We start from the raw sequence: 23,655 nt of genomic DNA on the forward strand, positions 1-23,655 counted from the left end.
TCCGTTGTTGTCGATAAGTAAGCGGCCGTATCTTTTCGTCTCCGCCGTTATAGTCCCGCTTTTCGGCGCAGAAATCCGGCTCTTAACCTGAGTTATTTCATCGAGACGGGATTCCCGATCTACATAGCTTTAAGTCCTCGCAGGGGAGTTTCCACGCCTCGTGCCGGAATCTGTGCTCATTACCGGTGGCGCCGGCTTCATCGGTCGCCATCTCGCCGCCGAATTGCTGCGCCGCGGCTACCGCGTGCGGGTGCTCGACAGTCTGATCGAGCAGGTCCACGGCGGCGAGAGCGGCGCCGAGGCGCTGCCGTCGGACGTCGAGTTCCAGGCGGGCGACGTCCGCGACGGTGCGGCCGTGGCGCGCGCCCTGTCGGGCATCGACCGGGTCGTGCACCTCGCCGCCGAGGTCGGCGTCGGCCAGAGCATGTACGCGGTCGAGCGCTACGTCTCGGTCAACGATTGCGGCACGGCGGTACTGTTCCAGCAGCTCATCGACGCCCCGGTGAGGCGCGTGGTCGTCGCCTCCTCGATGAGCATCTACGGCGAGGGGCTGTACCGCACCTCCGACGGGTCGACCGCCGAGGAGGTGGTGCGCCGCCCGCGCCGGCCCGGGGAGCCCTGGGACCCCCTCGACGGGCACGGGCAGCCCATGCGGCCGATCCCGACGCCCGAGACGAAGCGCCCGGCCCTCGCCTCCGTCTACGCCCTGACCAAGTACATGCAGGAGCGCCTGACGCTCACCCTCGCCCCCGCCTACGGGATGGAGGGCGTGGCGCTCCGCCTGTGGAACGCCTACGGGCCGGGCCAGGCGCTCTCGAACCCCTATACCGGCGTGCTGGCGATCTTCGCGGCGCGGCTCCACAACGGCCAGCCGCCGATGATCTTCGAGGACGGCGCGCAGCGGCGCGACTTCGTCCACGTCGAGGACGTCGCGCAGGCCTTCGCGCTGGCCCTGGAGCACCCGGCCGCCGCCGGTCAGGTCTACAACGTCGGCAGCGGCCAGGACCGCACGGTCAGCGAGGTCGCCCGCCTGCTCGCCCGCGCGATGGGCCGCGAGGAGATCGGGCCGGAGGTGACCGGTCAGGCGCGGCTCGGCGACATCCGCCACTGCATCGCCGATATCGGCAAGATCCAGCGGGAGCTCGGCTACGCGCCGCGCCGCGATTTCGCCGAGGGGCTCGCCGAACTCGCCGCCTGGGTGGCCGAGCAGCAGGCCGTCGACCGCGTCGCCGAGGCGCGGCGCGAACTCGAAGCGCGCGGTCTCGTCGCGTGAGCGGCCGGCCGATCCTCGTCACCGGGGGCGCCGGGTTCATCGGTGCCAACCTGTCCGACAGCCTCGCGGCCGACGGCCACGCGGTGATCGTCTACGACATCCTCTCGCGCCCCGGCGTCGAGGCCAACCTCGCGTGGCTGCGGCAGCGCCACGGCGCCCGGATCATCCCGATCGTCGCCGACATCCGCGACATCCAGGAGCTCGGCCGCGCGGTGGCGGAGGCCGGCGCGGTGTTCCACTTCGCCGCCCAGGTGGCGGTGACGACGAGCCTCGTCGCGCCGCGGGCCGACATGGAGATCAACCTCCTCGGCACCGTGAACCTGCTGGAGGCCCTGCGGGCGCAGGCGCGGCCGGTGCCGCTCCTCTACGCCTCGACCAACAAGGTCTACGGCGACCTGCCCGACATCGCCCTCGAGGCGGTCGGCGACGCCTATCTGCCGGCCGATCCGGACCTGCGCCGGCGCGGCATCGGCGAGACCCGGCCCCTCGACTTCCACACGCCCTACGGCTGCTCCAAGGGAGCGGCGGACCAGTACGTCCTCGACTACGCCCGCAGCTTCGGCGTCCCGGCGGCGGTGATGCGGATGAGCTGCATCTACGGTCCGCGCCAGATGGGCAACGAGGACCAGGGCTGGGTCGCCCACTTCCTGATCCGGGCGCTCGCCGGCGAGGCGGTCACGCTCTACGGCGACGGACGGCAGGTGCGCGACATCCTGCACGTGCGCGACGTGGTGGCGGTCTACCGGGCGGCGCTCGCCCGCATCGACGACGCGGCGGGCCACGCCTTCAACGTCGGCGGCGGCCCCGGCAACGCCGTGAGCCTGCTGCAGCTCCTCGACCATGTCGGCACCCTGCTGGGGCGCCCGGTATCGCGCAGCTTCCAGGCGTGGCGCCCGGGCGATCAGCGCTACTACGTCTCGGACACGCGCCGGGCCGTCGCGCGGCTCGGCCTCGCCCCCTTCACGGGCTGGCGCGACGGCGTCGCCGACCTCGCCGGCTGGCTCGCCGCCGCGCGCGCGTCGTCGGATGGCGCGGCACCGATCGCGGGGGCGGCCGCATGAGAGTCGCGCTGGTCAACCCGCCCTGGGACTACCGCAACAGCATCTATTTCGGCTGCCGCGAGCCGCACCTGCCGCTCGAACTCGGCTACTCCGCCGCGCTGCTGGCGGCCTCCGGCCACGAGACGCTGCTCGTGGACGCGCATCTCGAGGGCCTGACCGCCGAGGCCGCCGCCGACCGCGTCGCGGCCTTCGCCCCCGCCATGACCGTGGTGGCGACCGCCCCCACCTACCTGTTCTGGCGCTGCGCCCCGCCGGAGCTGCGGGTGCCCCGCCTGTTCCTCGACACCCTGGCGGGCCGGGGCGGCACCACTGTCGCGGTCGGCCCCCACGGCTCCGCGACGCCGCGTCCGGCGCTCGACAAGCTCGGCTGCGACATCGTCGTGCGCGGCGAGTGCGAGGAGGTCGTCGCCCGGCTCGCCGGCCTGCCCGACCTGCGCCTGGAAACCCTGCGGGCCGTGCCCGGCCTCGCGGTCCGCGACGGTGAGGCGGTCGCGGTGACCGGCCCGCCCCAGGCCGGCCGCTTCACCGACCTGCCGGCCCTGCGCTGGCCGGATCACTGGATCGCCCGGCACCGGCACCACCACCACCGGTTCGACGCCGCGCCGGACGGCCCTGGCGCCGAGGTCGAGGCCTCGCGCGGCTGTCCCTACACTTGTTCGTTCTGCGCCAAGATCGACTTCCGCGACGCCTACCGGCGCCGGGATCTCGGGATCGTCCTCGACGAGATCGACGGGCTGATCGCGCAGGGCGTCACCTACGTCTACTTCGTCGACGAGATCTTCCTGCCGCAGAAGCCGCTTCTGGAGGCGCTGGTCACGCGGAACATCCGCTTCGGGATCCAGACCCGGATCGACCTGTGGAAGCCCGACCTGCTCGACCTCCTCGGGGCGGCGGGCTGCGTCTCCATCGAGGCCGGGATCGAGAGCCTGACGGAGGAAGGCCGCGCCGCCCTCGACAAGCGCTGCCGCGCCTCGACCGACGATCTCGCCGAGCGCCTGATCCACGCCCGCCGCACGGTGCCGTTCGTGCAGGCGAACCTCATCGCCGTGGCGGGCGACGATCCCGATCTCGTGGCGACGTGGCGCGACCGCCTGCGCTGCCAGGGGGTCTGGGCGAACGATCCCGTCCCGCTCTACCCGTATCCGAGCTCCCCCGATTACCGGCGCCTCTGGGGCGAGCCGGACGACCGGGCCTGGGAGCGGGCGCACGCGCACTATCTCGGCCAGTTCACGCAGTTCAGCGAGATCCAGGACGAGCGTCCCCTGCCGCTGTCCGAGCTGGAGGCCGCATGCGGGTGCCGCTGAGCCCCTCCCCGGCAGCGGCGCCGCACGTCCTGATGAGCGCGGACGCGGTGGGCGGCGTCTGGCAGTACAGCCTCGACCTCGCGGCCGGCCTGGTCCGGCGGGGCCTCGCCGTGACCGTCGCGGTCCTGGGCCCGGCCCCCTCCGAGGCGCGGATCGCGGCGGCCGAGGCCGCCACGGGCGCGTGCATCCGCGCCACCGGGCTGCCCCTGGACTGGACCGCCGCGACGCCCGACGCCGTGCTGGGCGCCGCGCGGGCGCTGGCCGGGCTCGCCCGGACCCTGCGCGCCGATCTCGTCCACCTGCACAGCCCCGCCATGGCGCTCGCCGACTTCCCCGTGCCGGTGGCGGCCGTGTGCCATTCCTGCGTGGCGACGTGGTGGGACGCGGTCGAGACCGGGCCGCTCCCGGCCGACCTCGCGTGGCGCCACGACCTCACCGCGCGGGGCTGCCGCGCCGCCGACGCCCTCCTCGCCCCCACCCGGGCGCACGCGCTGGCGACCGCCCGGGTCTGCGGCCTCCCGCAACCGCCCGTCGTGGTCCGCAACGGGCGCGCGCCGAGCGGCGCGCAGCCCCGGGCCGCCGCGCCCTTCGTCTTCACGGCCGGGCGGCTCTGGGACCGGGCGAAGAATGCCGCCGCCCTGGACCGCCTCGCCGCCCGCCTGCCGGTGCCGCTGCGCGCCGCCGGCTCCGTCGACGGGCCGAACGGCGCGCGGGTCGAGACGCGCCACCTGCAGCGCCTCGGGCGGCTCGACGATGCGGGCATCGCCGCTGAGCTCGCCGGCCGCCCGGTCTTCGTGTCCCTCGCCCGCTACGAGCCGTTCGGCCTCGCCGTGCTGGAAGCGGCCGCTTCGGGCTGCGCCCTCGTGTTGTCCGACATGCCGGGCTTCCGCGAGCTGTGGGACGGCGTTGCCGCCTTCGTGGGCGCGGACGACGACGGGGCCGCCGCGCAGGCCGTGCGGGACCTCCTGGACGATCCAGCCCGGCGCGCCGCCGCCGGGGCGGCCGCGGCCGATCGCGCCGCCCGCTACGGGGTCGAGGCGATGACCGAGGGCGTGCTCGGGGTGCTGCGCGGCCTCCTCGACGGGGCGCCCGCCCGGCTCGGCGGAGCCGCCGCATGAGGATCGCCTACTTCACCCACTCCCTGGCCTCGTGCTGGAACCACGGCAACGCGCATTTCCTGCGCGGCGTCCTGCGCGAACTGAGGGCGCGCGGCCACAGCGTCAGGGCCCACGAGCCGGAGGGCGCCTGGAGCCTCGAGAACCTCCTGCGCGACCACGGCGCGGCCGGCCTCGACGCCTACCGGGCGGCCTATCCGGAGCTGGCCTCCGACCGCTACGCCGCCATCGACGCGGTGGTCGAGCGCGTGTCCGACAGCGACCTCGTGGTGGTCCACGAGTGGAGCGAGCCGGCCCTGGTGGCGGCGCTGGGCGCCGCCCGGCGCCGCGGCGCGCGCTACACGCTCCTGTTCCACGACACCCATCACCGGGCGGTGAGTGCCCCGGCCGAGATGGAGCGCTTCGACCTGTCCGGCTACGACGGCGTGCTCGCCTTCGGAGAGACCCTGGCCGCCGTCTACCGGGCGCGAGGCTGGGGCCGCCGGGTCTTCGTCTGGCACGAGGCGGCCGACACGCGGCTGTTCCAACCGCCTGCGCAGGAACTGCCGGATCTCGACGGCGCCGGATCTGGCGCGGGTCCCCTCTCCCGTTCGGGAGAGGGACAGGGTGAGGGATCAGGTCCATCCGGACGCGGCGCGCCGTTCCCGCGCGTCGCTGGCGCGCCTCATCCGGAGGGTTCGCCACCCTCACCCCAACCCTCTCCCGCACGGGAGAGGGCGCGCGTCGCGTCCGATCCGGATGGTCGGGAGAGCGCCCGCGCCGGCCTGATCTGGATCGGCAACTGGGGCGACGACGAGCGCAGCGCGGAGCTGGAGACCTACCTGTTCCGCCCCGCCGCGCAGGTCGGCCTGCCGCTGGACATCTACGGCGTGCGCTATCCCGAGGCGGCGCTCGCGACGCTCCGGCGCTACGGTGCCCGCTATCACGGCTGGGCGGCGAACGCTGCCGCGCCGGGCCTGTTCGCCCGCCATCTCGCCACCGTGCACGTGCCCCGGCGCTTCTACGTGGAGCGCCTGCCGGGCATCCCGACGATCCGGGTGTTCGAGGCGCTCGCCTGCGGCATCCCCCTGGTCTGCGCGCCGTGGGACGACGCGGAGGGCCTGTTCCGGCCGGGCCGGGACTACCTCGTCGCCCGCACCAGCGCCGAGATGGAGGGTCACCTGCGCGCCCTGCGGTCGGATGCCGGTCTCCGGCAGGCGCTCGCGGCCTCCGGCCTCGCCACGATCCGGGCGCGCCACACCTGCGCGCACCGCGCCGAGGAACTCCTGTCCATCGCCGCGAGCCTGCGGGCGCCCGCCACCCTGGAGGCCACCGCGTGAGAATCGCCTTCTACGGCTCCTCCCTGCTGTCGTCCTACTGGAACGGCGCCGCCACCTATTACCGGGGCATGCTCGCCGCCCTGGCGCGGCACGGCCACACGATCACCTTCTACGAGCCCGACGCCTTCGACCGGCAGCAGCACCGGGACATCGAGCCCCCGCCCTACGCGTCCGTGACGGTCTACCCGGCGACGATCGAGGCGGCGCGCGCGGTCATCGCCGAGGCGGCGCAGGCCGACGTGGTCGTGAAGGCGAGCGGCGTCGGCGTGTTCGACGACGAGCTGCTCCACGGCGTCATCGCGGCATCCCGCCCGGAGGCTTTGCGGATCTTCTGGGACGTCGACGCCCCGGCGACGCTCGCCGAGATGCGCGCCGACGCCGACCACGCGCTCCGCCGCGCCCTGCCCGATCTCGACCTCGTGCTCACCTACGGCGGCGGCCCGCCGGTAGTCGAGGCCTACGAGGGCTTCGGCGCCCGGGCCTGCATCCCGATCTACAACGCGCTCGACCCGGACACCCATTTCCCGGTGCCGCCGGAGCCGCGCTTCGCGGCCGACCTCGCCTTCCTGGGCAACCGCCTGCCCGACCGCGAGGCCCGCGTCGAGAAGTTCTTCCTCGCGGCGGCGGCGCGCCTGCCGGAGCGGTCGTTCCTGATCGGCGGCAACGGCTGGGAGAGCCGCGGCCTGCCGCTCAACGTCCGGCATCTCGGCCACGTCTACACGCGCGAGCACAACGCCTTCAACACGACGCCGCTCGCCGTCCTGAACATCGCCCGCGACAGCATGGCGGCGGTGGGCTTCTCCCCGGCCACCCGGGTGTTCGAGGCCGCCGGCGCCGGCGCCTGCCTGATCACCGACGCCTGGGAGGGCCTCGGCCTGTTCCTCGGCGAGGGCACCGAGGTGCTGGTCGCCCGGGACGGGCGCGACGTCGCCGACCACGTCGCCGCCCTCACCCCGGAGCGGGCCCGCGCCATCGGCGAGGCCGCCCGCCGGCGCATCGCGGCCGAGCACACCTACGCGCGCCGCGCCGTCGAGGTCGACGCGATCCTGCGGGCGGAGGCGGCCCGCAAGGCGGACGCGAACCGGCGGAGCGTCGCGTGAGCGCGGCCCCGATGCGCCTCGTCGTCCTGGGGCTCAGCCTGTCCTCCTCCTGGGGGAACGGCCACGCGACCACCTACCGGGCCCTGCTCAAGGCCTTCGCGGGCCGCGGCCACGACGTGCTGTTCCTGGAGCGCGACGTGCCCTGGTACGCCCAGCACCGCGACCTGCCCGATCCCGATTTCTGCGACCTCGCCCTCTACGGCGACCTCGACGGGCTCGACGCGCACCGCGCCGCCATCGCGGCGGCGGACGCCGTGATCGTCGGCTCCTACGTGCCCGACGGCGTCGCGGCGGGCGCCCGGGTGCTCGACTGGGCGCGGGGAACCCGCGCCTTCTACGACATCGACACGCCGGTGACGCTGGCCGCCCTGGAGGCCGGCACCTGCGCTTACCTCGCGGCCGGGCAGATCCGGGACTACGACCTCTACCTGTCCTTCACGGGCGGCCCGACCCTGCGGCGCCTGGAGCGGGCCTACGGCGCGCCCGCCGCCAGGGCTCTCTACTGCTCGGTCGACCCCGACGCCTACCCGGCCCTCGACCGCCCGGCGCGCTACGACCTCTCGTATCTCGGGACCTACAGCCCGGACCGGCAGCCGACGCTGGAGCGCCTGCTGATCGAGCCGGCCCGCCGCGCGCCCGATCTCCGCTTCGCGGTGGCGGGCCCCCAGTACCCGGCCGGCATCGACTGGCCCGCCAACGTGGAGCGGATCGAGCACCTGCCGCCCGACCGGCACCCGGATTTCTACGCGGCGAGCCGCTACACCCTGAACGTCACCCGCGCCGACATGGTCCGGGCCGGCTGGAGCCCGAGCGTGCGCCTGTTCGAGGCGGGCGCCTGCGGCACGCCGGTGATCTCCGACCGGTGGGACGGCCTCGACACCCTGCTCGTCCCGGAGCGCGAGATCCTGCTCCCCGACGGCCCGGAAGCCGTCCTGGCCATCCTGCGCGGGCGCGCCGAGGCGGATCGGCGGAGCCTCGGCGCCGCCGCCCGCGCGGCGATCCTCGCGCGGCACACCGCCGCCGCCCGCGCCGAGGAACTCGAACGCTTCCTCGACGAAGCGGGCGCGCGGTCCGGATCCGCGCGCTCCGGCGCGCCCGATCTCGCGATCATCGGTCACTAGGCACTCGGGAGAATGATGGTGGGAACCAGGAGCGGCATCCGAGTCCTCGTCGCCGGCGGCGCCGGGTTCATCGGCTCGCATCTGATCGACGCGCTCCTCGCCGACGGGGCGCGCGTCACCTGTGTCGACAGCCTGCTGACCGGGCGGCGGGCGAATCTCGCCCATCTCGCCAACGAGGCGCGGTTCGACTTCGTCGAGGCGGACGTGACGGAGCCGCTGCCGGCGCTGCCGCGGTTCGACTGGGTGTTCAACCTCGCCTGCGCGGCCTCGCCGCCGCACTACCAGGCCGACCCGGTCCACACGATGATGACCAGCGTGCTGGGCACCGGCCGGCTGCTGGAGGTCGCCCGGGACGCCGGGGCGCGCTTCCTCCAGGCCTCGACCAGCGAGGTCTACGGCGATCCGGAGCGGCACCCGCAGCAGGAATCCTACTGGGGCAACGTCAACCCGACCGGGCCGCGGGCCTGCTACGACGAGGGCAAGCGCTCCGCCGAGACCCTGACCTTCGATTTCGAGCGCCAGCACGGCCTCGACATCCGCGTCGCGCGGATCTTCAACACCTACGGCCCGCGGATGCGCGCCGACGACGGCCGGGTCGTTTCCAACGTGATCTGCCAAGCCCTCGCGGGCGACGACATCACGGTCTACGGCAACGGCGAGCAGACCCGCTCCTTCTGCTACGTCAGCGACTTGGTGGACGGGCTCCTCCGGCTGATGGCCGCGGAGACGCCCCTCGCCGGCCCGGTCAACCTCGGCAACCCCCGCGAGCTGACGGTCGGCGCGCTGGTCGACCTCGTGGTGCGGATGACCGAGACCCCGTCCCGGATCGTGCGCCGGCCGCTGCCGGTGGACGATCCCCAGCGCCGCCGGCCGGACATCACCCGCGCCGAGACCCTGCTCGGCTGGTCGCCCCGGGTGCCCCTGGAGGAGGGGCTGGAGGCGACGATCGCGTGGTTCTCCCGCGAGATCGCCCCGCGCCGGGCCCGTCCGGCCATCGAGGAGCGCGCCGTTGTCGCCGGCTGAGCCGCGCCCCGGGCGGCCGAGGCGCTGATGGCCGCCGCCCCCATCCGCGTCGGCCTCGTCGGGATCGGCAACTGCGCCTCGTCCTTCGTGCAGGGACTGCACCATTACCGCGACGCGGCGCCCGGCGAGCCCGTGCCCGGCCTGATGTCGCCGGATCTCGGCGGCTACCGGGTGCGCGACATCGCGGTCGTCGCCGCCTTCGACGTCGCCGCCGGCAAGGTCGGGCGCGACCTCGCCGCGGCGATCCTGGCCGCGCCCAACAACACGCAGGTCTTCGCCGCTGTGCCGGAGACCGGCGTCACGGTGCGGCGCGGGCCGACCCATGACGGGATCGGCCGCTACCTCGAGGGCGTTGTCGCGGAATCGCCCGAGCCGGTGGCCGACGTGGTCGCGGAGCTGCGGCGCACCGGCACGCAGGTGCTGGTCTCCTACCTGCCGGTGGGCTCGCAGGCGGCCACGGAGTTCTACGCGGACTGCGCCCTGCAGGCCGGCTGCGCCTTCGTGAACTGCATCCCGGTCTTCATCGCGTCGAACCCGGAATGGGCGGAGCGCTTCGCCGCCCGGGGGCTGCCGATCGTCGGGGACGACATCAAGAGCCAAGTCGGCGCCACCATCGTGCACCGGGTGCTGGCCAATCTCCTGCGCGAACGCGGCGTCCGGCTGGACCGGACCTACCAGCTCAACTTCGGCGGCAACGCCGACTTCCTGAACATGCTGGAGCGCGAGCGGCTGGAATCGAAGAAGCTCTCGAAGACCCGGGCGGTGACGAGCCAGCTCGACGGAGCCCTGGCGCCGGGCGACATCCATGTCGGCCCGAGCGACCACGTGCCGTGGCTGACCGACCGGAAATGGGCGCATATCCGCCTGGAGGGCACGGCCTTCGGCGGCGTGCCCCTCAACATCGAGCTGAAGCTCGAAGTGTGGGATTCGCCGAACTCCGCCGGGATCGTGATCGACGCGGTGCGCTGCGCCCGCCTCGCCCTCGACCGGGGTCTCGGCGGGGCGCTCGAGGGTCCGTCGAGCTACTTCATGAAGTCCCCGCCCCGGCAGTTCACCGACGCCGAGGCGCGCGAGCGGACCCTGCGCTTCGCGGCGGGCGAGGGCGCGTGATGGGGCGCGGTCCAGACCCGACGCGCGCCTCTCCCGCCCCCGCGGCGGGGGGTGGGACAGGTGCGCAGGCGCGGCGCGCATGCGGCGCCGCGCCGGGCCGGAGCCCCGGATGAGGCAGGTCTTCCTCGTCCGCCACGGCAGCCACGACCGGCTCGGGCGGATCCTGTGCGGGCGCATGCCGGGCGTCTCCCTGAGCGAGACCGGCCGCGCCGAGACCCAGGTCCTCGCCCGCTCCCTCGCCCGCCGCCTCGCCGGGGGCGGCGCCGGCACCCTGCTGGCGAGCCCGCGCGACCGCACCGCCGAGACCGCCGCGCCGATCGGGGCGGCCCTCGGGCTCACGGTCGAGACCGAGCCCGACCTCGACGAGATCGAGACCGGCGCCTGGACGGGCCGCGGCTTCGACGAGCTCGCGGCCGATCCCCTCTGGGCCGCCTGGAACGCGGAGCGCGCGACGGCGCGCCCACCGGGCGGCGAGAGCATGGCGGAGGCGCAAGCGCGCGTCGGCCGGGTCCTCGCCCGCTTCGCCGCGGACGGCGCGCCCGTCATCCTGGTGAGCCACGGCGACGTCATCCGGTCCGCGCTCCTCGGGATCCTCGGTCTCGGCCTCGAGGCCTACGACCGGATCGTCGTCGATCCGGCCTCCTGCAGCGAACTCGCCCTCTGGCCCGGCGGCGGGCGGGTGGTGTCGATCAACGAACGGACCGCCCCATGACGGCTGCAGAGCTGCGCCGGCAGGCCGACGCCCTCGGCCCCTGGTTCCACAACATCGACCTCGGCGACGGGGTCTGGACCGCCCCGGACCATTTCCTCGGCGACTATCCGGGCGTGAAGTGGCGGCGCTTCGCCGACGCGCTGCCCGCCGACCTGACCGGCAAGAGCGTCCTCGATATCGGCTGCAACGGCGGCTTCTACGCCATCGCGATGAAGCGGCGCGGCGCGGCCCGCGTGCTCGGCCTCGACTCCGATGAGCGCTACCTCGCCCAGGCCCGCTTCGCCGCGGCCCGGCTCGGCCACGACATCGAGTTCCGCAACCTCTCGGTCTACGATGTCGGCGCGCTCGGCGAGCGGTTCGACGTCGTGCTGTTCATGGGCGTGCTCTACCACCTGCGCCACCCGCTGCTGGCCCTCGACCTGATCCGCGAGCACGTGGCCGGCGACCTCCTGGTGTTCCAGTCGATGCTGCGCGGCAGCCGGGCGGTCGAGCCGGTCGCCGAGGATTACGAGTTCTGGGACATGGACCAGTTCGAGCGGCCCGGTTACCCGCGGATGCACTTCGTCGAGCGCGCCTACGCGCATGACTGGACGAACTGGTGGATCCCCAACCGCGCCGGCATCGAGGCGATGCTGCGGGCGAGCGGCTTCGCCATCGAGGCCCAGCCCGAGGCGGAGGTCTACCTCTGCCGCACCGCGCCGGTCCCCTACGGGGTGGGGGCCGAATATCCCGCGCGGGCGGAGGCTCACGGACGCGGGGGAACGCGATGATCGACTCGGTGATGCTCTGGAACGAGCCCAACAACAAGTCGCACTGGGATCCCGAGATCGACCCCGACTGGCTGCTCTTCGCCGAGATGGCCAAGGAGGCGGGGCACGCGGTCCGGGCGGCGAACCCGAACCTGACGCGCGTCCTCGGCGGCATCTCGCCGATCGACCCGGTCTTCATCCGCAACATGGAGGGGCGCGGCGTCCTCGACGCCGTCGACGCCGTGGCGGTGCACGGCTTCCCCCTCGACTGGAACCTGTGGTCGATCCACGACTGGCCGGCCAAGCTGGAGGAGATCCGCGCGGTCACCGACCTGCCGATCTGGGTCTCGGAGGTCGGCGTCTCGACCTTCGGCGCCGAGGAGGTGCAGGATTGGGGCCTGCGCCGGACCCTCGAGCTGCTCTCCGGCCGGGCGCCGCGGATCCACTGGTACAGCCTCTACGACCTGCCGCGGGAATGGGAGGCCACCACCCGCCACAAGGAGGCCGAGGGCTCGTCCTATTACCGGCACTTCCACATGGGCCTGCTCCGGCAGGACGGCACCCCGAAGATCGCCCTGGAGAGCTTCGCCCGCCACACGCCGGAGATCGGCCTGTGCCAGTGGTTCCACTTCGAGGACCACCGGCTCGACGAGGCCGTCGCGTGGATGAAGCGGCTCGGCGTGCGCTACCTGCGCACCGGCCTGTCCTGGGCCGACAGCTTCCGGCCCGGGGCGCTGGACTGGTTCGACCGGCAGATGACGGCGCTGCAGGATTTCGACGTCACCGTCACCTTCTGCTTCACCCCGGAGCATCGGGGGATCTCGCCCCACCACACCAGCGCGCCGCTGGTCCGCGCCGAGTTCGCGGAGTTCTGCGCCACCATGGTCCGCCGCTACGCCCCCGGGCCCCTGCCGGGCACGACCTGGTAGAGCGCGCGGCGCGCCGGCCGGGCCATCGCGGGAAAGCAGGCGCGGCCGGCAGCCGCGGGCCGGCAGCCGCGGGAACGTGCGCCGGCCTCATCCGGATGGGGGATGCGGGTGCCCCGTCCCGGGTCTACGGTCGCACCGTCTCCGAGACGAGATCACCTCAAAGCCCGCCCGGCCAGGCCGCGGCGGGCTTCTTGTCGGGCGCCGACCGGCGCCCCGCCGCGCGTCCTGGACCCGCGCTACCGCCGGATCGGCAGCCGGTGGCGGGCGTACCCGGCGGCGTCGCGCACGACCAAGCTCCAGGACCGGTCGGGATCGGCCGTGCAGACCTCGTCGGCCATCTCGGCGATGACGCTGCGCGCCTCGGCCATGGCCTCGTCCAGGCTGCCGACCTCCACGCCGTCGTCGTCCCGGATCGTCTCCTCGCCGCTCTCGAGGTCGAAGTAGAAGCGCTCGGACACCGCCCTCCCCCCTGCTGCCGCCCCGCGGCGGTCGTCCGGATATCTCTACGTAGTGCGGAACACGACTGGGAAAGGTCTTCGGTTGGATAAACCTTAACGCATCTAAAACATGGAGTGTGCCCGGTTCTACGCGATCCGGCCGAGATTCCGCTCAGATTATCAATTATAAGAATCCGCGGCGTCCCCCCGCCGTCGTCCGACGGCCCGGTGCGGTGGCGCGCCTGAGTCGGGGCTCCGTGACATGTCGACCTCCGCCAACCCGCCCAACCCGAGCGCCGTGACGGCGGCGCTCCGCAAGGACAAGCTGCGCGCGCACATCAGGAACGTTCTGTCGACGATCCGGTCCCATCATACGGGGAGCGGGGCGTCGTCGATCCGCGCGACGGGCTACGTCCTTGGAGGGTGGTTCTGCGGCGCGGCCGCGGCGTCGATCCCGCCTTTTACGTAGCAACGGTCCGTCCAAGGGATGTGTTTCTTGAGGCGCCGCAGTCCGGCGCTTCGAACGGCGTCCCATGGCAGAGAACACCCAGCTTCGATCCCATATCCGCGGCGTGCTGCTCAGATGGGTGCAGCGCCTGCGCGAGCGGGCCGGCTGACAGGGCCTGTTCGAGGCCGGTGGGAGACCTCAGGGACGCCGCTCCGCCGCGCGGCGGAGCGGCTCCGTCGTCCGGCGGCTCAGCCCGCCTGACCGCCCATCATCGCCTGCATCCGGCTGAGTCGGGCGATGTGGAGGTTGATCAGCGGCAGGGCGCCGCGGGCGATCGCGCGCAGGCCGGGATCCTCCCCCGACTGGGCGTAGGCGCCGTGGATGCCCAGCGCCTCCTGATGGCCCTGGAGCGAGGCGTTCACGAAGGTGGCGTCGTATCGCGGCCCCGGCGGCATGGCGCTGAGCTGCGCCAGGATCTGCGCCTTCTGCGCGTCGGTGGTCATGCCCTGGGCCGGGGCCGGGCCGCCGAGTACGCCGCCCGCGACGCCGCCCACGACACTGCCCGCCGCGGTCACGGCGGTGCCGGCCACCGCCACCGGCGCCGCGACGAGGCCGTCGATCAGGCCGCCCGGGCCCGCCGCCGCGGCCGGGCCGGGCATCGGGGCGCCGCCCGTGTAGGCGCTGATCTTGCGGGCGAGGTTCACCTGCTCGACCACCTCGGCGCGGGCGAACTTCTTGACGCCGGGATTGGCGGTCTTCGCGTGGGCGTCGCGGGCGGTGTTCTCCAGGAACAGGCCGCCGCTGGTGGCCATCTGGAGATAGGCGCCGGTCGGGATCGCGCCGGCCGGCGTGACCTGCGCGAGGGCGGTGCGCGTGACCGCCAGGGCCGCGGTGGCGCCCAGCATCGTGGTGAGCAGACCGCGTCGGTGCATGCGACGGTGCATCATGGAGTGGCTTCCGGATTGAGTGAGGCACCCGACGCCCCGATCATCGCTTGAGGTGCTGCCCGGCGAACCGCACAGGGCGGACAAGGTTCCTGCCCGGCGCCCCTGCCGCAGAGCGTGACAGGGGCACCCGAGAACCCGCTGGATGGACCGGAATTCGCGCGCGAATGACCGGTCTTGCGCGGGTTCTGCGCCGGAAGGTGCCGTCTTTGCTGCCCGGCCCGCGGCTTTATCTCCGATCGATACAGATCTAGATTGCCGCACCGAACGAGGCGGCGCCGCGCGCCCGCGCCGGGCCGCGACCGTTCGGACCGGCTCGCGAGGGGACGATGGGCCAGACGACGATCAAGGACGTCGCCCGACGGGCCGGCGTGAGCTTCCAGACGGTCTCGCTGGTCCTGAACCACCCGCAGAAGGTCGCCCGGACCACGCGCGAGACCATCGAGACGGCCATGCGCGACCTGGACTTCGTGCCCAGCCTCGCCGCCCGGTCCCTGCGCAAGAAGCCGAGCCGCAGCATCGCCTGCGTGTTCGCCCCCGCGCCGGAGCCCGCCGCCGACGGGTCCCGCCCGGGGGAGGAGACCGACCACGGCCGCGTCCTCCAGACCTTCGGCACCGTCACCGACCAGCAGGGCTACACCCTGGTCCACCGCTGCCGCCGCGGCGACGACCCGGACGGCCCGGGCCGGATCGCCAGCCTCGTCAGCGAGGCCCGGGTCGACGGCCTCGTGGTCTTCGCCGAGGGCCGGGACGACCCCCTGATCGGCCTGCTCCAGGCCAAGCGGTGCCCGTTCGTGGTATTCGGCCTGGACGTGCCCGGCACGCACTACGCGGCGCGGGCCGAGCGCGACGCGATCCACGGGGCCGTTCGCCACCTGATCGCGGCGGGGAGCCGGTCGATCTGCCTGCTCACGGGCGACGCGCGCCGGCCGGCCGCCGACACCGAGCGGTTCCGCGGCTACAGGGACGCCCTCGCGGAGGCCGGCCTGCCCCTGCGCGACGCCCTCGTGGTCCCCTGCGACGGGACCGTCGCGGGCGGCTACCGGGCCGCGCGGGCGCTGCTGGAGACCGGGCCCGGCGCCCGCCCGGACGCCGTCGTGGCCGCCAGCGACGGGGTGGCGCTCGGCGCGCTGCGGGCGCTGCACGAGGGCGGCGTGCGGGTCCCCGCGGAGATCCGCGTCGTCGGCTTCGACAACCTCGCCCAGGGGGCCTACGCGGTCCCGAGCCTGACCTCGGTCGATGTGCCGGTGCTCGACATGGTCCGGTTCGCCTTCGCGACGCTGGTCGAGCTGATCGAGGGGACGCGGGCGCCGGACGACCTCGCCCAGAAGCTGTTTCCCACGCGCCTCGTCGTGCGCGAGTCGAGCGCGGCGGCGCCGTCCTAGCGGAGTCTGTGGCCGGTTCTCACTCCGCCGCGAGGACGCCCGCGCCGGATGCGCCGCGCCCGAACTGCGCCGCGTGCAGGCGGCTGTAGGGGCCGCCGGCGGCCAGCAAAGCCGCGTGCCGGCCCTCCTCGACGACCCCGCCCTCCCCCAGGACCACGATGCGGTCGGCGTCCCGGACGGTGGCGAGGCGGTGGGCGATCACCAGGGTCGTGCGCCCGCGGGCCAGCTCGGCGAGCGCCCGCTGGATCTCCCGCTCGGTCTCCGTGTCGAGCGCCGAGGTCGCCTCGTCGAGGATCAGGATCGGCGGGTTCTTGAGGAAGACCCGCGCGATGGCGATGCGCTGCTTCTGGCCGCCCGACAGGCGCACGCCGCGCTCGCCCACCACGGTGTCGAGGCCCTCCGGCAGGCCGTCGATCAGCCCGCCGAGCCGGGCGCGCCGCGCGGCGGCGTCGATCTCGGCCTCGGTGGCGTCGAGGCGGCCGTAGGCGATGTTCTCCCGGATCGTGCCGGCGAACAGGAACACGTCCTGCTGGACGATGCCGATCTGGCGGCGCAGGCTCGCCAGGGTGATGTCGCGGATGTCGAGCCCGTCGACGGTGATGCGGCCCGCCTCGACCTCGTAGAAGCGCGGCAGCAGGGCGCAGAGGGTGGTCTTGCCGACCCCCGAGGGGCCCACGAACGCCACCGTCTCGCCGGCCGCCACCGCGAGGTCGAGGCCGGAGAAGACCGGGCGGCCGGGGCCGTAGCCGAAGCCCACCCCCTCGAAGCGGATGTCGCCGCGCAAGGCGCCGACCGCGCGGGCCTCCGGCCGGTCGGTGATGTCGGGCTCGGTGGCCAGCAGCTCCTGGTAGCGGCGGAAGCCCGCGACCCCCTTCGGATACGTCTCGACCACGGCGCCGATCTTCTCCAGCGGCCGGTAGAACACGCCCACCAGCAGCAGGAAGCCCACGAAGCCGCCCGGCGTCAGGTCGCCCCGGACCACGAAGGCGGCGCCGCCGAGCAGCACCGCGATCTGGACGAGGCGCAGGCCGAGATAGTTGATCGACAGGCCGGCCGCCATCAGCCGGTAGGCCTCGAGCTTGGTGTCGCGATAGCGGGCGTTGTCGAGGGCGAACAGGGCGCGCTCGTGGGGCTCGTTGGCGAAGGCCTGCACGACCCGCATCCCGCCGACATTCTCCTCGATCCGCGCGTTGAAGGCGCCGACCCGTCCGTACTGGGCCTGCCAGTTGCGGGTCATGCGGCCGCCGTAGCGGATCGACACGAAGGCGATCAGCGGCAGGATCGCCGCGGTGATCAGCGCCAGCGGCGCGTGGACGTAGAGCATCAGCGCGAAGGCGCCCAGCAGCGTCATCACGGCGATGAACAGGTCCTCGGGCCCGTGATGGGCGACCTCGCCGATCTCCTCCAGGTCCTTGGTCACCCGGGCGACGAGGTGGCCGGTCTTCTGGCCGTCGTAGAAGCGGAAGGAGAGCTTCTGCAGGTGGTCGAAGGCCCGCGCCCGCATCGTGGTCTCGATGTTGATGCCGAGCACGTGGCCCCAGTAGGTGACCACCACCATCAGGCCGGCATTGGCGACGTAGACCAGCGCCAGCGCCGCCGCGGCGAGCAGGATCAGGCCCCAGTCCTGCCGGGGCAGCAGGCTGTCGATGAAGCCCTTCACCGCGATGGGGAAGCCGAGCTCCAGCAGGCCCGACAGCACCGCGCAGCCGAAATCGACCAGGAACAGCGTCCGGTACGGCCGGTAATAGGCGAGGAAGGCCTTCAGCATCGCGCGGCTCGGATCAGCGTTGGGCGGCGCACTCGACGGGGCAGAGCGCGCCGCAGGACGGCACCCCCGGCAGGCGGTGGCGCAGGCAGCAGACGCGCCGCCGCCGGCAGCCCGACGCCCCCGGGCAGAGCGCCTGCGCCAGCGGGCTCCTAGCGCAGCCTGGGCCGGCGCGCCATCCGAGGCAGGCCGCGACGTCGTCACAGGCGTCGGTGCAGGCGCTCGCGCAGGCGGCGCCGTCCCCCTCCCCGTCCCCGAGCGGTCCCCCGGGCGCGCCGCCGAGTTCCCGGGCGACGTAGTCGAGGATCACCGCGGCATTGCCCCAGAGGACACGGGGCGCGATCCCGCACCGGGCGTGGCAGAGCTCGACGAACGGGCGCAGATGCGCCTCCACCAGCCCGGTCAGGCCGGGCGCCGGGCAGGCCGCGCAGCCGGACCCGTCCGCGGGCAGGCGGAAGCGGCACGGCCGGCCGGCCGCGTCGAGCTCGAGGCTGACCGCGTCGAAGGCGAGCGGCAGCGGCCGGCCGAGGCGCACCAGGGCGGTCAGCGCCGGCGTCGCCAGGGCCGCGAGGTAGAACTGGCTCCAGTACGAGACCCGGACCCGCGGATCCGCGGTCCGGAACGCCACGCCGAACCCGGCCCCGAAGGCCGCCAGCGTCGCGTCGAACACGTCGGGGTCGCGCAGGGCGCCGAGGGGCAGCGCCTCCGGGCCGCCGGGGCCCTCGGCGATCCCGTCCCGGTAGGCCGCGAGCGTGTCGGGAACCTGGGCGGCGACCTCGGCGATCATCGCGCGGCCCCGTCGTCCCGCAGGGTCCGCTCCACCGCGACGGCGAGCCACGCCACCGCGGCGGCGTAGAGCGGCAGGGTGGCGGCGAAGTAGCCCGGCCAGCCGATCCAGCCGGCGAGCGCCGGGGCGGCCACCCGCAGCGGCATCGCGGCGAAGAAGGCGGCGCCGAATAGGAGCGCGTAGTCGGTGGCGGGCTTCGGGCCCTGGGCCCAGCGGTAGATCATGTTGAAGACCGGCACGCCCAGGAACCCGCCCGCGACGAAGCTCAGCACCGCGGCGGCGACGCCGAGATCGGGCATCCGGCCCGCGCAGGCGACGACCATCAGGCCCCCGGAGGCCAGGACGCCGAGGGCCCCCGCGGCGATCAGCCGGACCGTGCCGAACCGCGCGGCCAGCCAGCCGGCCGCCAGCGCCATGACGAGGTTCACGGCCGGGAGCACGGTGCCGGTGAGCGTGCCGACCTGCCCGAGCGGGACGCCGAGATCGAGGAGCGCCAGGGTGTTGGGCCCGGCCACGAGGTAGGAGGCGGCGAAGTAGGCCCCGAGCACCAGCACGCGCCCGACCAGGCGGCGCAGCCGCGCCAGCGAGCCCGACCAGCGCTCCGGGCCGGCGCCGGTTCCCGCGGCGCCCCCGGCCCCGCGCGGGGGGGCCTCCCGGTAGCCCAGGATCGGCAGCAGGCAGAGGGCGTCGAGGGCCGCGCAGGCCAGGACCGCCCCGCGCCAGCCCAGGCTATCGTAGGAGCCGACCAGCACGCCGACCCCCAGGATACCGCCGAGGGAGGCGCCGCACAGCTTGGCCGAGGCCACGAAGGCGCGCCGCCCCGCCGGCACGGTCTCGACCACCAGGGCCTCGAGGGCGATGTCCATGGTCGCCACGCAGGCGCAGGCGGCGATCGCCAGGGCGAGCAGCGCCAGGAGCGGCCAGGTCTCGCCGAGGCTCAGGACGGCCAGCAGGAGCACCGAGGCGGCCTGCGCGGCCGCGATCCAGCCGATCCGGTGGCTGAGGAACGGCAGGCGGAGCCGGTCGAGGAGGGGCGCCCACAGGAAGGTGAGCCCGACTGGCAGGTTGATGAGCTGCAGCAGCCCGACCTCGGCCAGCTCCACGCCCCGCGCCCGCAGGATCAGCGGCGCCCCGCCGGACAGGAAGCCGAGCGTCGCCCCGAAGGTCACGTACAGGCAGAAGAACGGCGCCAGCGGCCGCAGGCCCGCCAGGGTGTCGACGACCCGGGTGCCGATGGCAGGTCCGGCGGAACCGGTCACCGCGACCCGCACGCTGTGCCGCGATCCGCGCCGGCCACGAGTCTGCAGTTTGTAATCACACTAATCTATTGATCTACCTCGGTTTTTGCTGTTTAGAGGGGTCGGCGCCGGGGATCAAGCCGGCGGCGTTTCGCGGCGTTTCGCGGCGCGTCGACGCGCGCCCCGCCGGCGGATCCGACGTTAACCTTTCGTCAACCATGCCCCCGACAGAGTCGCCGGCGGAGGGCTGAGCCATGACCCGACGCCGGGATTTCGACGCGCTGAGCGAGGCGCAGATCGCCGCGAACCGCACGCAGGGGCGCTGGGTCGAGCCGAAGGCGGGATTCCGTCCGACCGGTCCGCGGGCCGTGTCCGATCTGCTCGACACGATCCAGCACGTGGCCGAAGCCGCGACCGGCGAGCGCAGCTTTCTGCACCTGCGTCCGGAGGCCGGCCGGCCCCGCGGGCGCTGAGACGATCCGTCCCACGGCGCCCCCCGACCGCGCGGCGCACTGGCAAGGGCCGACCGGTTCTGCAACAACGCCGGGATGAGACGGCGTCCCGCCCGCGAATCCGCTTGCTCGCACGCGTCGATCGCGTCCGCCCGATCCGGCGGCGCCTCGTGAGCGCGGACGAGGCGGCGGACCGCCGGCCGCGCAACCGTACCCTCGCGCAGGAGGTCGAGCGCCGCCGCGCCGCCTTCGCGGCGACCGGCGCGGCGACCGGGCTGCCGATGAGCGAGGTCGGCCTGTCCGGCGGCGGCGACGGCCGGGAGAGGGTGGAAGCGGCCCGGCCGCACCGGCCGGATCCGAAGGTCCTGGTCACCACCGGCTCCGTAAGGATCGCGACCTTCGGCCCCGGCGCCCTCGAACCGGGGATGCGGATGAGCACCGCGCCGCTCACCGTGGAGGCCCTGGCCGCGCGGGCGCGCGCGCCGATCGCCGGTCTCGACTGACCGCCGATGCCGCCCCGCTTCCGGTTCCGCACCCCGCTCCCGCTCCCGCGCTCTCGGCCGCGTTCGCCGACCCTGTCGCTGACGACCCGCATCCTGCTGCTCGTCCTGCTCGCCCTCGCCCCGGCGCTGGCGATCCAGGGCTACAACGAGGTCGCCCTGCGGGCGAGCCGCGACGCGGCCGTGCGGGCCGACGCCCGCGCCACCGCGCGCGACGTGGCGGAGGATTTCGCGCAGGTCTCCGACCGGATGCAGCAGGCCCTCGACCTGATCTCCGGGGACGCCACCGTGCAGGCGCGGGAGCCGGCGGCCTGCACCGCCTACCTGCGGCGGGCGGCCGCGCGGCTGCCGCACGTGCTGCTGATCGCCCTCACCGATCCCGAGGGGGCCGTGATCTGCGACAGCGCCGGCGCGCCCGCGGGCTCCTACTCGAGCCGCGGCCGGGCCTATCACCGCCGCGCCCTGGAGCGGGGCGGCTACGCGGTCGGCGGCTACGCGGTCGGCTTCCAGACACGGCGGCCGTCGATCCACTTCGCCCGGGCCGTCCACGCCGGCGACTCCGGGGGGGCGCCCGCGGGCGTCCTGCTCGCCGCCGTCGACCTCGACTGGCTCTCCGATCACCTGGAACAGGCGCTCCATCAGGCGGAGACGGCGATCACCGTGACGGACCGCGACGGCCTGATCATCGCCCGCCGCCCGGACGAGGCGGCCTGGATCGGCAGGCCGATCCCGCCCGACCGGGTCGCCATGCTGGAGGCCCAGGGCAGCGACGTCCGCGTCGCCGCGGGCCTCGACGGCCGCCAGCGGATCATCGCCACCGCGATGCCGGACGGCCCGCTGGCGGGGGTGCGCGTCGTCGTCGGGCGCGACCACGCCACCGCCTTCGCGGACATCGACGCCGCCACCCGCCGCGGGCTGGTGCTGATCGCCCTCGGGGCAGCCCTGGCGCTCGCCGCCGCCCTCGTGGCCGGGCGGGTGTTCATCCGCCGCCCGGTCGACCGGCTTCTGCGCACCGCGGCGGCGTGGCAGGCCGGCGACCTCGCCGCCCGCACCGGCCTGCACGGCGCCGCGGAGTTCGACCGGCTGGGCAGCAAGCTCGACGCCATGGCCGCCACCCTCCAGCGCAGCACCGCCGAGCTGCGCGCCGAGATCCAGCGCGGCCGCGCCCTGCAGGCGCAGCAGGGCACGATGCTGCACGAGCTGAACCACCGGGTGAAGAACACCCTGGCCACCGTCCAGGCCCTCGCCCGGCAGTCCCGCGGCTCCGCCGAGGTCCTGGAGGCGCGGATCCTGGCCCTGTCGAAGACCCACGACCTCCTGACCCGCGAGGACTGGAGCGGGGCCCCCCTGCGCGAGGTGCTGGAGAGCGAGCTCGGCCCGTACCGGACCGGCGGCGACCAGATCCGTCTGGACGGGCCGGACGTGTCGCTGAGCCCCCGCGAGGTGCTGGCGCTCGGCCTGACGGTCCACGAGCTGACCACCAACGCCGCCAAGTACGGCGCCCTCTCGGTCCGCGAGGGCCGCGTCCGGGTGGCGTGGTCGGTCGCCGCCGGCGCGGCGGGGGAGCGGCGGCTGCGGCTCAGCTGGGAGGAGCGCGGCGGCCCGCCGGTGCGGGCGCCGACCCGGGTGGGCTTCGGGACGCGGCTGATCGCCGGCGGCGTGCGGCGCGAACTCGCCGGCACGGTCGACCTCGCCTTCGAGGCTGAGGGCCTGCGCTGCCGGCTCGACGTGCCGCTCGATCCGGGCCTCGGCACCATGCTGGCACCGACGGGCTAGGACCGGCGTGGCTCGGCCGAATCGCGCCGTTTGACAAGGACTTGGATCCGGATCCGGACAGACCGGTCGAGCGCGCCCGGACCGGTACGCGCGGCGAACCCTCACTCAGATCACGCGTGAGCGGACCGCCGCATCGACCTGACAGCGCTGAGATTTCCGGTCCCGGAATCACGCGCCGGCGCGGGTCACCTCGCGGACGTCCCGCTTCACCTGCCGCCACGTCCGCCAGGGCTCGAGGTTCGAGAGCGCCATCCGGCGGGCGCCCATCCAACCGAGTCCCAGCGCGATGACGAGGAACGGCGCGGCGACGATCAGCGCGGCCGGCGCCTCGGCGCCGAACGGCACGGCCAGCAGCTTCACCACGGCGTCCAGGCCGAGGAAGAAGGTGACGATCAGCAGCACCGGGATCGTGCCGACGATGGCGATCAGCGACACGATCGCCCGGAAATTGCCGTCGACCTCCGTCCGCGCCAGCGTGAGCAGCGCCTCGACATGCGCCGTCCCCTCGCGCAGGGCCGCGATCAGCAGGGCGAGGGTTCCGTCCGGGGTCTGACGCATGGATACGAGGGTCCTCGGGGCCGTCTCCGGCCGGCTCTCGCCAACGGGGCCGCGGCCCGAAGCGTTCCGCGCCGGGCGCTCACAGCATCAGGAGCACGGCGCCGAGGATCAGAACGGTCGCCAGGCCGGCCAGGAGGACGGCCCGGCCGGCATCGGCGCCGTCGTCCGGGATCGGCTCCGCGGCGGCCGGCGCGGCGGATGCGGGGGCCGCGAAGGCCGCGCCCGGCCCCGCCTCCGCGGCCCGGACCGGCGGCGTGCCGGACCCCGGCGCGGGAAGGGTGACCGAGGCCGGGACCGGCCGGTCCGTCGGGGGGCCGAAGGCTTCGGGCTCGACGCTCACGCCCGCCGCCTCCAGCTCCAGCATCACCAGGACCAGGGCGTCGACATCCATGCGCTCGACGGGCAGCGCGGCGCGCAGATCGTCGGCGGTGAGGAGGCCCCGGTCGCGGCCGAGGGCGACCAGCCGGTCGACGGTCCCGCGATCCAGAACCTGCGTCATGTCCCGCCTCCGCGGCCGCGTCCCGCCTGTCCATCGAGAACGCGCCCGGG

24 protein-coding genes are annotated in these 23,655 nt (G+C 74.3%); 17 read left to right on the forward strand and 7 right to left on the reverse strand.

Going from position 1 to position 23,655, the window contains the following annotated elements; genetic code table 11:
- Nucleotides 1-160 precede the first annotated feature (160 nt).
- The 12 genes from ME121_RS23810 (at nt 161) to ME121_RS23865 (ending at nt 12,816) form a co-directional block, all read left to right on the forward strand.
- Nucleotides 161-1,273 carry an NAD-dependent epimerase/dehydratase family protein gene (locus ME121_RS23810; protein WP_059409718.1) on the forward strand — a complete coding sequence of 371 codons (1,113 nt, stop codon included), beginning with the start codon at nt 161-163 and terminating at the stop codon, nt 1,271-1,273.
- Nucleotides 1,270-2,334, forward strand: coding sequence for an SDR family NAD(P)-dependent oxidoreductase (locus tag ME121_RS23815; RefSeq protein ID WP_012318308.1), 1,065 nt, complete (start codon nt 1,270-1,272; stop codon nt 2,332-2,334). The genes ME121_RS23810 and ME121_RS23815 overlap by 4 nt, the downstream gene beginning before the upstream one ends.
- On the forward strand, nt 2,331-3,638 hold the full coding sequence (locus ME121_RS23820; RefSeq protein ID WP_059409719.1) for a TIGR04295 family B12-binding domain-containing radical SAM protein: 1,308 nt from the start codon (nt 2,331-2,333) through the stop codon (nt 3,636-3,638). The genes ME121_RS23815 and ME121_RS23820 overlap by 4 nt, the downstream gene beginning before the upstream one ends.
- Nucleotides 3,623-4,756: a glycosyltransferase family 4 protein gene (locus ME121_RS23825; RefSeq protein ID WP_024830619.1), complete on the forward strand. Its 1,134-nt coding sequence runs from the start codon at nt 3,623-3,625 to the stop codon at nt 4,754-4,756. The genes ME121_RS23820 and ME121_RS23825 overlap by 16 nt, the downstream gene beginning before the upstream one ends.
- Complete coding sequence (locus ME121_RS23830; protein WP_059409720.1) at nt 4,753-6,072, forward strand: CgeB family protein; 1,320 nt, start codon at nt 4,753-4,755, stop codon at nt 6,070-6,072. Before ME121_RS23825 ends, ME121_RS23830 begins: the two co-directional genes overlap by 4 nt.
- Nucleotides 6,069-7,172, forward strand: coding sequence for a CgeB family protein (locus ME121_RS23835; protein WP_059409721.1), 1,104 nt, complete (start codon nt 6,069-6,071; stop codon nt 7,170-7,172). Before ME121_RS23830 ends, ME121_RS23835 begins: the two co-directional genes overlap by 4 nt.
- A gap of 11 nt (nt 7,173-7,183) precedes the next feature.
- Nucleotides 7,184-8,293: a CgeB family protein gene (locus ME121_RS23840; protein ID WP_012318303.1), complete on the forward strand. Its 1,110-nt coding sequence runs from the start codon at nt 7,184-7,186 to the stop codon at nt 8,291-8,293.
- Nucleotides 8,294-8,308: 15 nt separating this feature from the next.
- The gene (locus ME121_RS23845) at nt 8,309-9,316 is read left to right on the forward strand and encodes a UDP-glucuronic acid decarboxylase family protein (protein WP_012318302.1); all 1,008 of its coding nucleotides are present in this window, start codon (nt 8,309-8,311) and stop codon (nt 9,314-9,316) included.
- A gap of 27 nt (nt 9,317-9,343) precedes the next feature.
- Nucleotides 9,344-10,426, forward strand: a complete 1,083-nt coding sequence (locus ME121_RS23850; protein ID WP_012318301.1) for an inositol-3-phosphate synthase — start codon at nt 9,344-9,346, stop codon at nt 10,424-10,426.
- 109 nt (nt 10,427-10,535) lie between these two features.
- Nucleotides 10,536-11,138, forward strand: coding sequence for a histidine phosphatase family protein (locus ME121_RS23855; protein ID WP_024830625.1), 603 nt, complete (start codon nt 10,536-10,538; stop codon nt 11,136-11,138).
- Nucleotides 11,135-11,908, forward strand: coding sequence for a TIGR04290 family methyltransferase (locus ME121_RS23860; RefSeq protein ID WP_043073430.1), 774 nt, complete (start codon nt 11,135-11,137; stop codon nt 11,906-11,908). Before ME121_RS23855 ends, ME121_RS23860 begins: the two co-directional genes overlap by 4 nt.
- Complete coding sequence (locus ME121_RS23865) at nt 11,905-12,816, forward strand: glycoside hydrolase 5 family protein (RefSeq protein ID WP_059409722.1); 912 nt, start codon at nt 11,905-11,907, stop codon at nt 12,814-12,816. The genes ME121_RS23860 and ME121_RS23865 overlap by 4 nt, the downstream gene beginning before the upstream one ends.
- A 236-nt stretch (nt 12,817-13,052) precedes the next feature.
- On the opposite strand, the gene ME121_RS23870 is transcribed toward ME121_RS23865, so the two are convergent.
- The gene (locus ME121_RS23870) at nt 13,053-13,274 is read right to left on the reverse strand and encodes a DUF6894 family protein (protein WP_012318297.1); all 222 of its coding nucleotides are present in this window, start codon (nt 13,272-13,274) and stop codon (nt 13,053-13,055) included.
- A gap of 241 nt (nt 13,275-13,515) precedes the next feature.
- Between ME121_RS23870 and ME121_RS23875 the strand changes: the two genes are divergently transcribed.
- Entirely contained in the window at nt 13,516-13,722 is a 207-nt protein-coding gene (locus ME121_RS23875; protein WP_059409723.1) for a hypothetical protein, read from the forward strand.
- A gap of 227 nt (nt 13,723-13,949) precedes the next feature.
- On the opposite strand, the gene ME121_RS23880 is transcribed toward ME121_RS23875, so the two are convergent.
- The gene (locus tag ME121_RS23880) at nt 13,950-14,633 is read right to left on the reverse strand and encodes a DUF4142 domain-containing protein (protein WP_059409734.1); all 684 of its coding nucleotides are present in this window, start codon (nt 14,631-14,633) and stop codon (nt 13,950-13,952) included.
- A gap of 341 nt (nt 14,634-14,974) precedes the next feature.
- Here ME121_RS23880 and ME121_RS23885 point away from each other — a divergent pair, with 341 nt between their 5' ends.
- Nucleotides 14,975-16,030 (forward strand): LacI family DNA-binding transcriptional regulator, encoded by a 1,056-nt coding sequence (locus ME121_RS23885; RefSeq protein ID WP_012318294.1) that lies wholly within the window; start codon nt 14,975-14,977, stop codon nt 16,028-16,030.
- Between the two features lie 19 nt (nt 16,031-16,049).
- On the opposite strand, the gene ME121_RS23890 is transcribed toward ME121_RS23885, so the two are convergent.
- Genes ME121_RS23890 through ME121_RS23900 form a run of 3 tightly spaced genes read right to left on the reverse strand, consistent with a single transcriptional unit; the run spans nt 16,050 to nt 19,841 of the window.
- The gene (locus ME121_RS23890) at nt 16,050-17,798 is read right to left on the reverse strand and encodes an ABC transporter ATP-binding protein (protein ID WP_024830629.1); all 1,749 of its coding nucleotides are present in this window, start codon (nt 17,796-17,798) and stop codon (nt 16,050-16,052) included.
- 13 nt (nt 17,799-17,811) lie between these two features.
- The gene (gene fhuF / locus ME121_RS23895) at nt 17,812-18,582 is read right to left on the reverse strand and encodes a siderophore-iron reductase FhuF (RefSeq protein WP_059409724.1); all 771 of its coding nucleotides are present in this window, start codon (nt 18,580-18,582) and stop codon (nt 17,812-17,814) included.
- Nucleotides 18,579-19,841 carry an MFS transporter gene (locus ME121_RS23900; protein WP_059409735.1) on the reverse strand — a complete coding sequence of 421 codons (1,263 nt, stop codon included), beginning with the start codon at nt 19,839-19,841 and terminating at the stop codon, nt 18,579-18,581. Before ME121_RS23900 ends, fhuF begins: the two co-directional genes overlap by 4 nt.
- A 233-nt stretch (nt 19,842-20,074) precedes the next feature.
- On the opposite strand from ME121_RS23900, the gene ME121_RS23905 reads away from it, so the two are divergent.
- The 3 genes from ME121_RS23905 to ME121_RS23915 all read left to right on the forward strand — a co-directional run bounded on the left by ME121_RS23905 (nt 20,075) and on the right by ME121_RS23915 (nt 22,548).
- Nucleotides 20,075-20,293 carry a hypothetical protein gene (locus ME121_RS23905; RefSeq protein ID WP_012318290.1) on the forward strand — a complete coding sequence of 73 codons (219 nt, stop codon included), beginning with the start codon at nt 20,075-20,077 and terminating at the stop codon, nt 20,291-20,293.
- A 104-nt stretch (nt 20,294-20,397) separates the two neighbouring features.
- Nucleotides 20,398-20,775, forward strand: a complete 378-nt coding sequence (locus tag ME121_RS23910; protein ID WP_059409725.1) for a response regulator — start codon at nt 20,398-20,400, stop codon at nt 20,773-20,775.
- A 6-nt stretch (nt 20,776-20,781) separates the two neighbouring features.
- Complete coding sequence (locus tag ME121_RS23915) at nt 20,782-22,548, forward strand: sensor histidine kinase (RefSeq protein WP_059409726.1); 1,767 nt, start codon at nt 20,782-20,784, stop codon at nt 22,546-22,548.
- Nucleotides 22,549-22,716: 168 nt separating this feature from the next.
- On the opposite strand, the gene ME121_RS23920 is transcribed toward ME121_RS23915, so the two are convergent.
- Both ME121_RS23920 and ME121_RS23925 read right to left on the reverse strand, forming a co-directional pair.
- Nucleotides 22,717-23,106, reverse strand: coding sequence for a phage holin family protein (locus ME121_RS23920; protein WP_012318288.1), 390 nt, complete (start codon nt 23,104-23,106; stop codon nt 22,717-22,719).
- A 79-nt stretch (nt 23,107-23,185) separates the two neighbouring features.
- Nucleotides 23,186-23,605 (reverse strand): RNA polymerase sigma factor region1.1 domain-containing protein, encoded by a 420-nt coding sequence (locus ME121_RS23925; RefSeq protein ID WP_059409727.1) that lies wholly within the window; start codon nt 23,603-23,605, stop codon nt 23,186-23,188.
- Nucleotides 23,606-23,655: the final 50 nt, after the last annotated feature.

This window comes from Methylobacterium sp. ME121 (genome assembly GCF_000974725.1).
Classification (GTDB): domain Bacteria; phylum Pseudomonadota; class Alphaproteobacteria; order Rhizobiales; family Beijerinckiaceae; genus Methylobacterium; species Methylobacterium radiotolerans.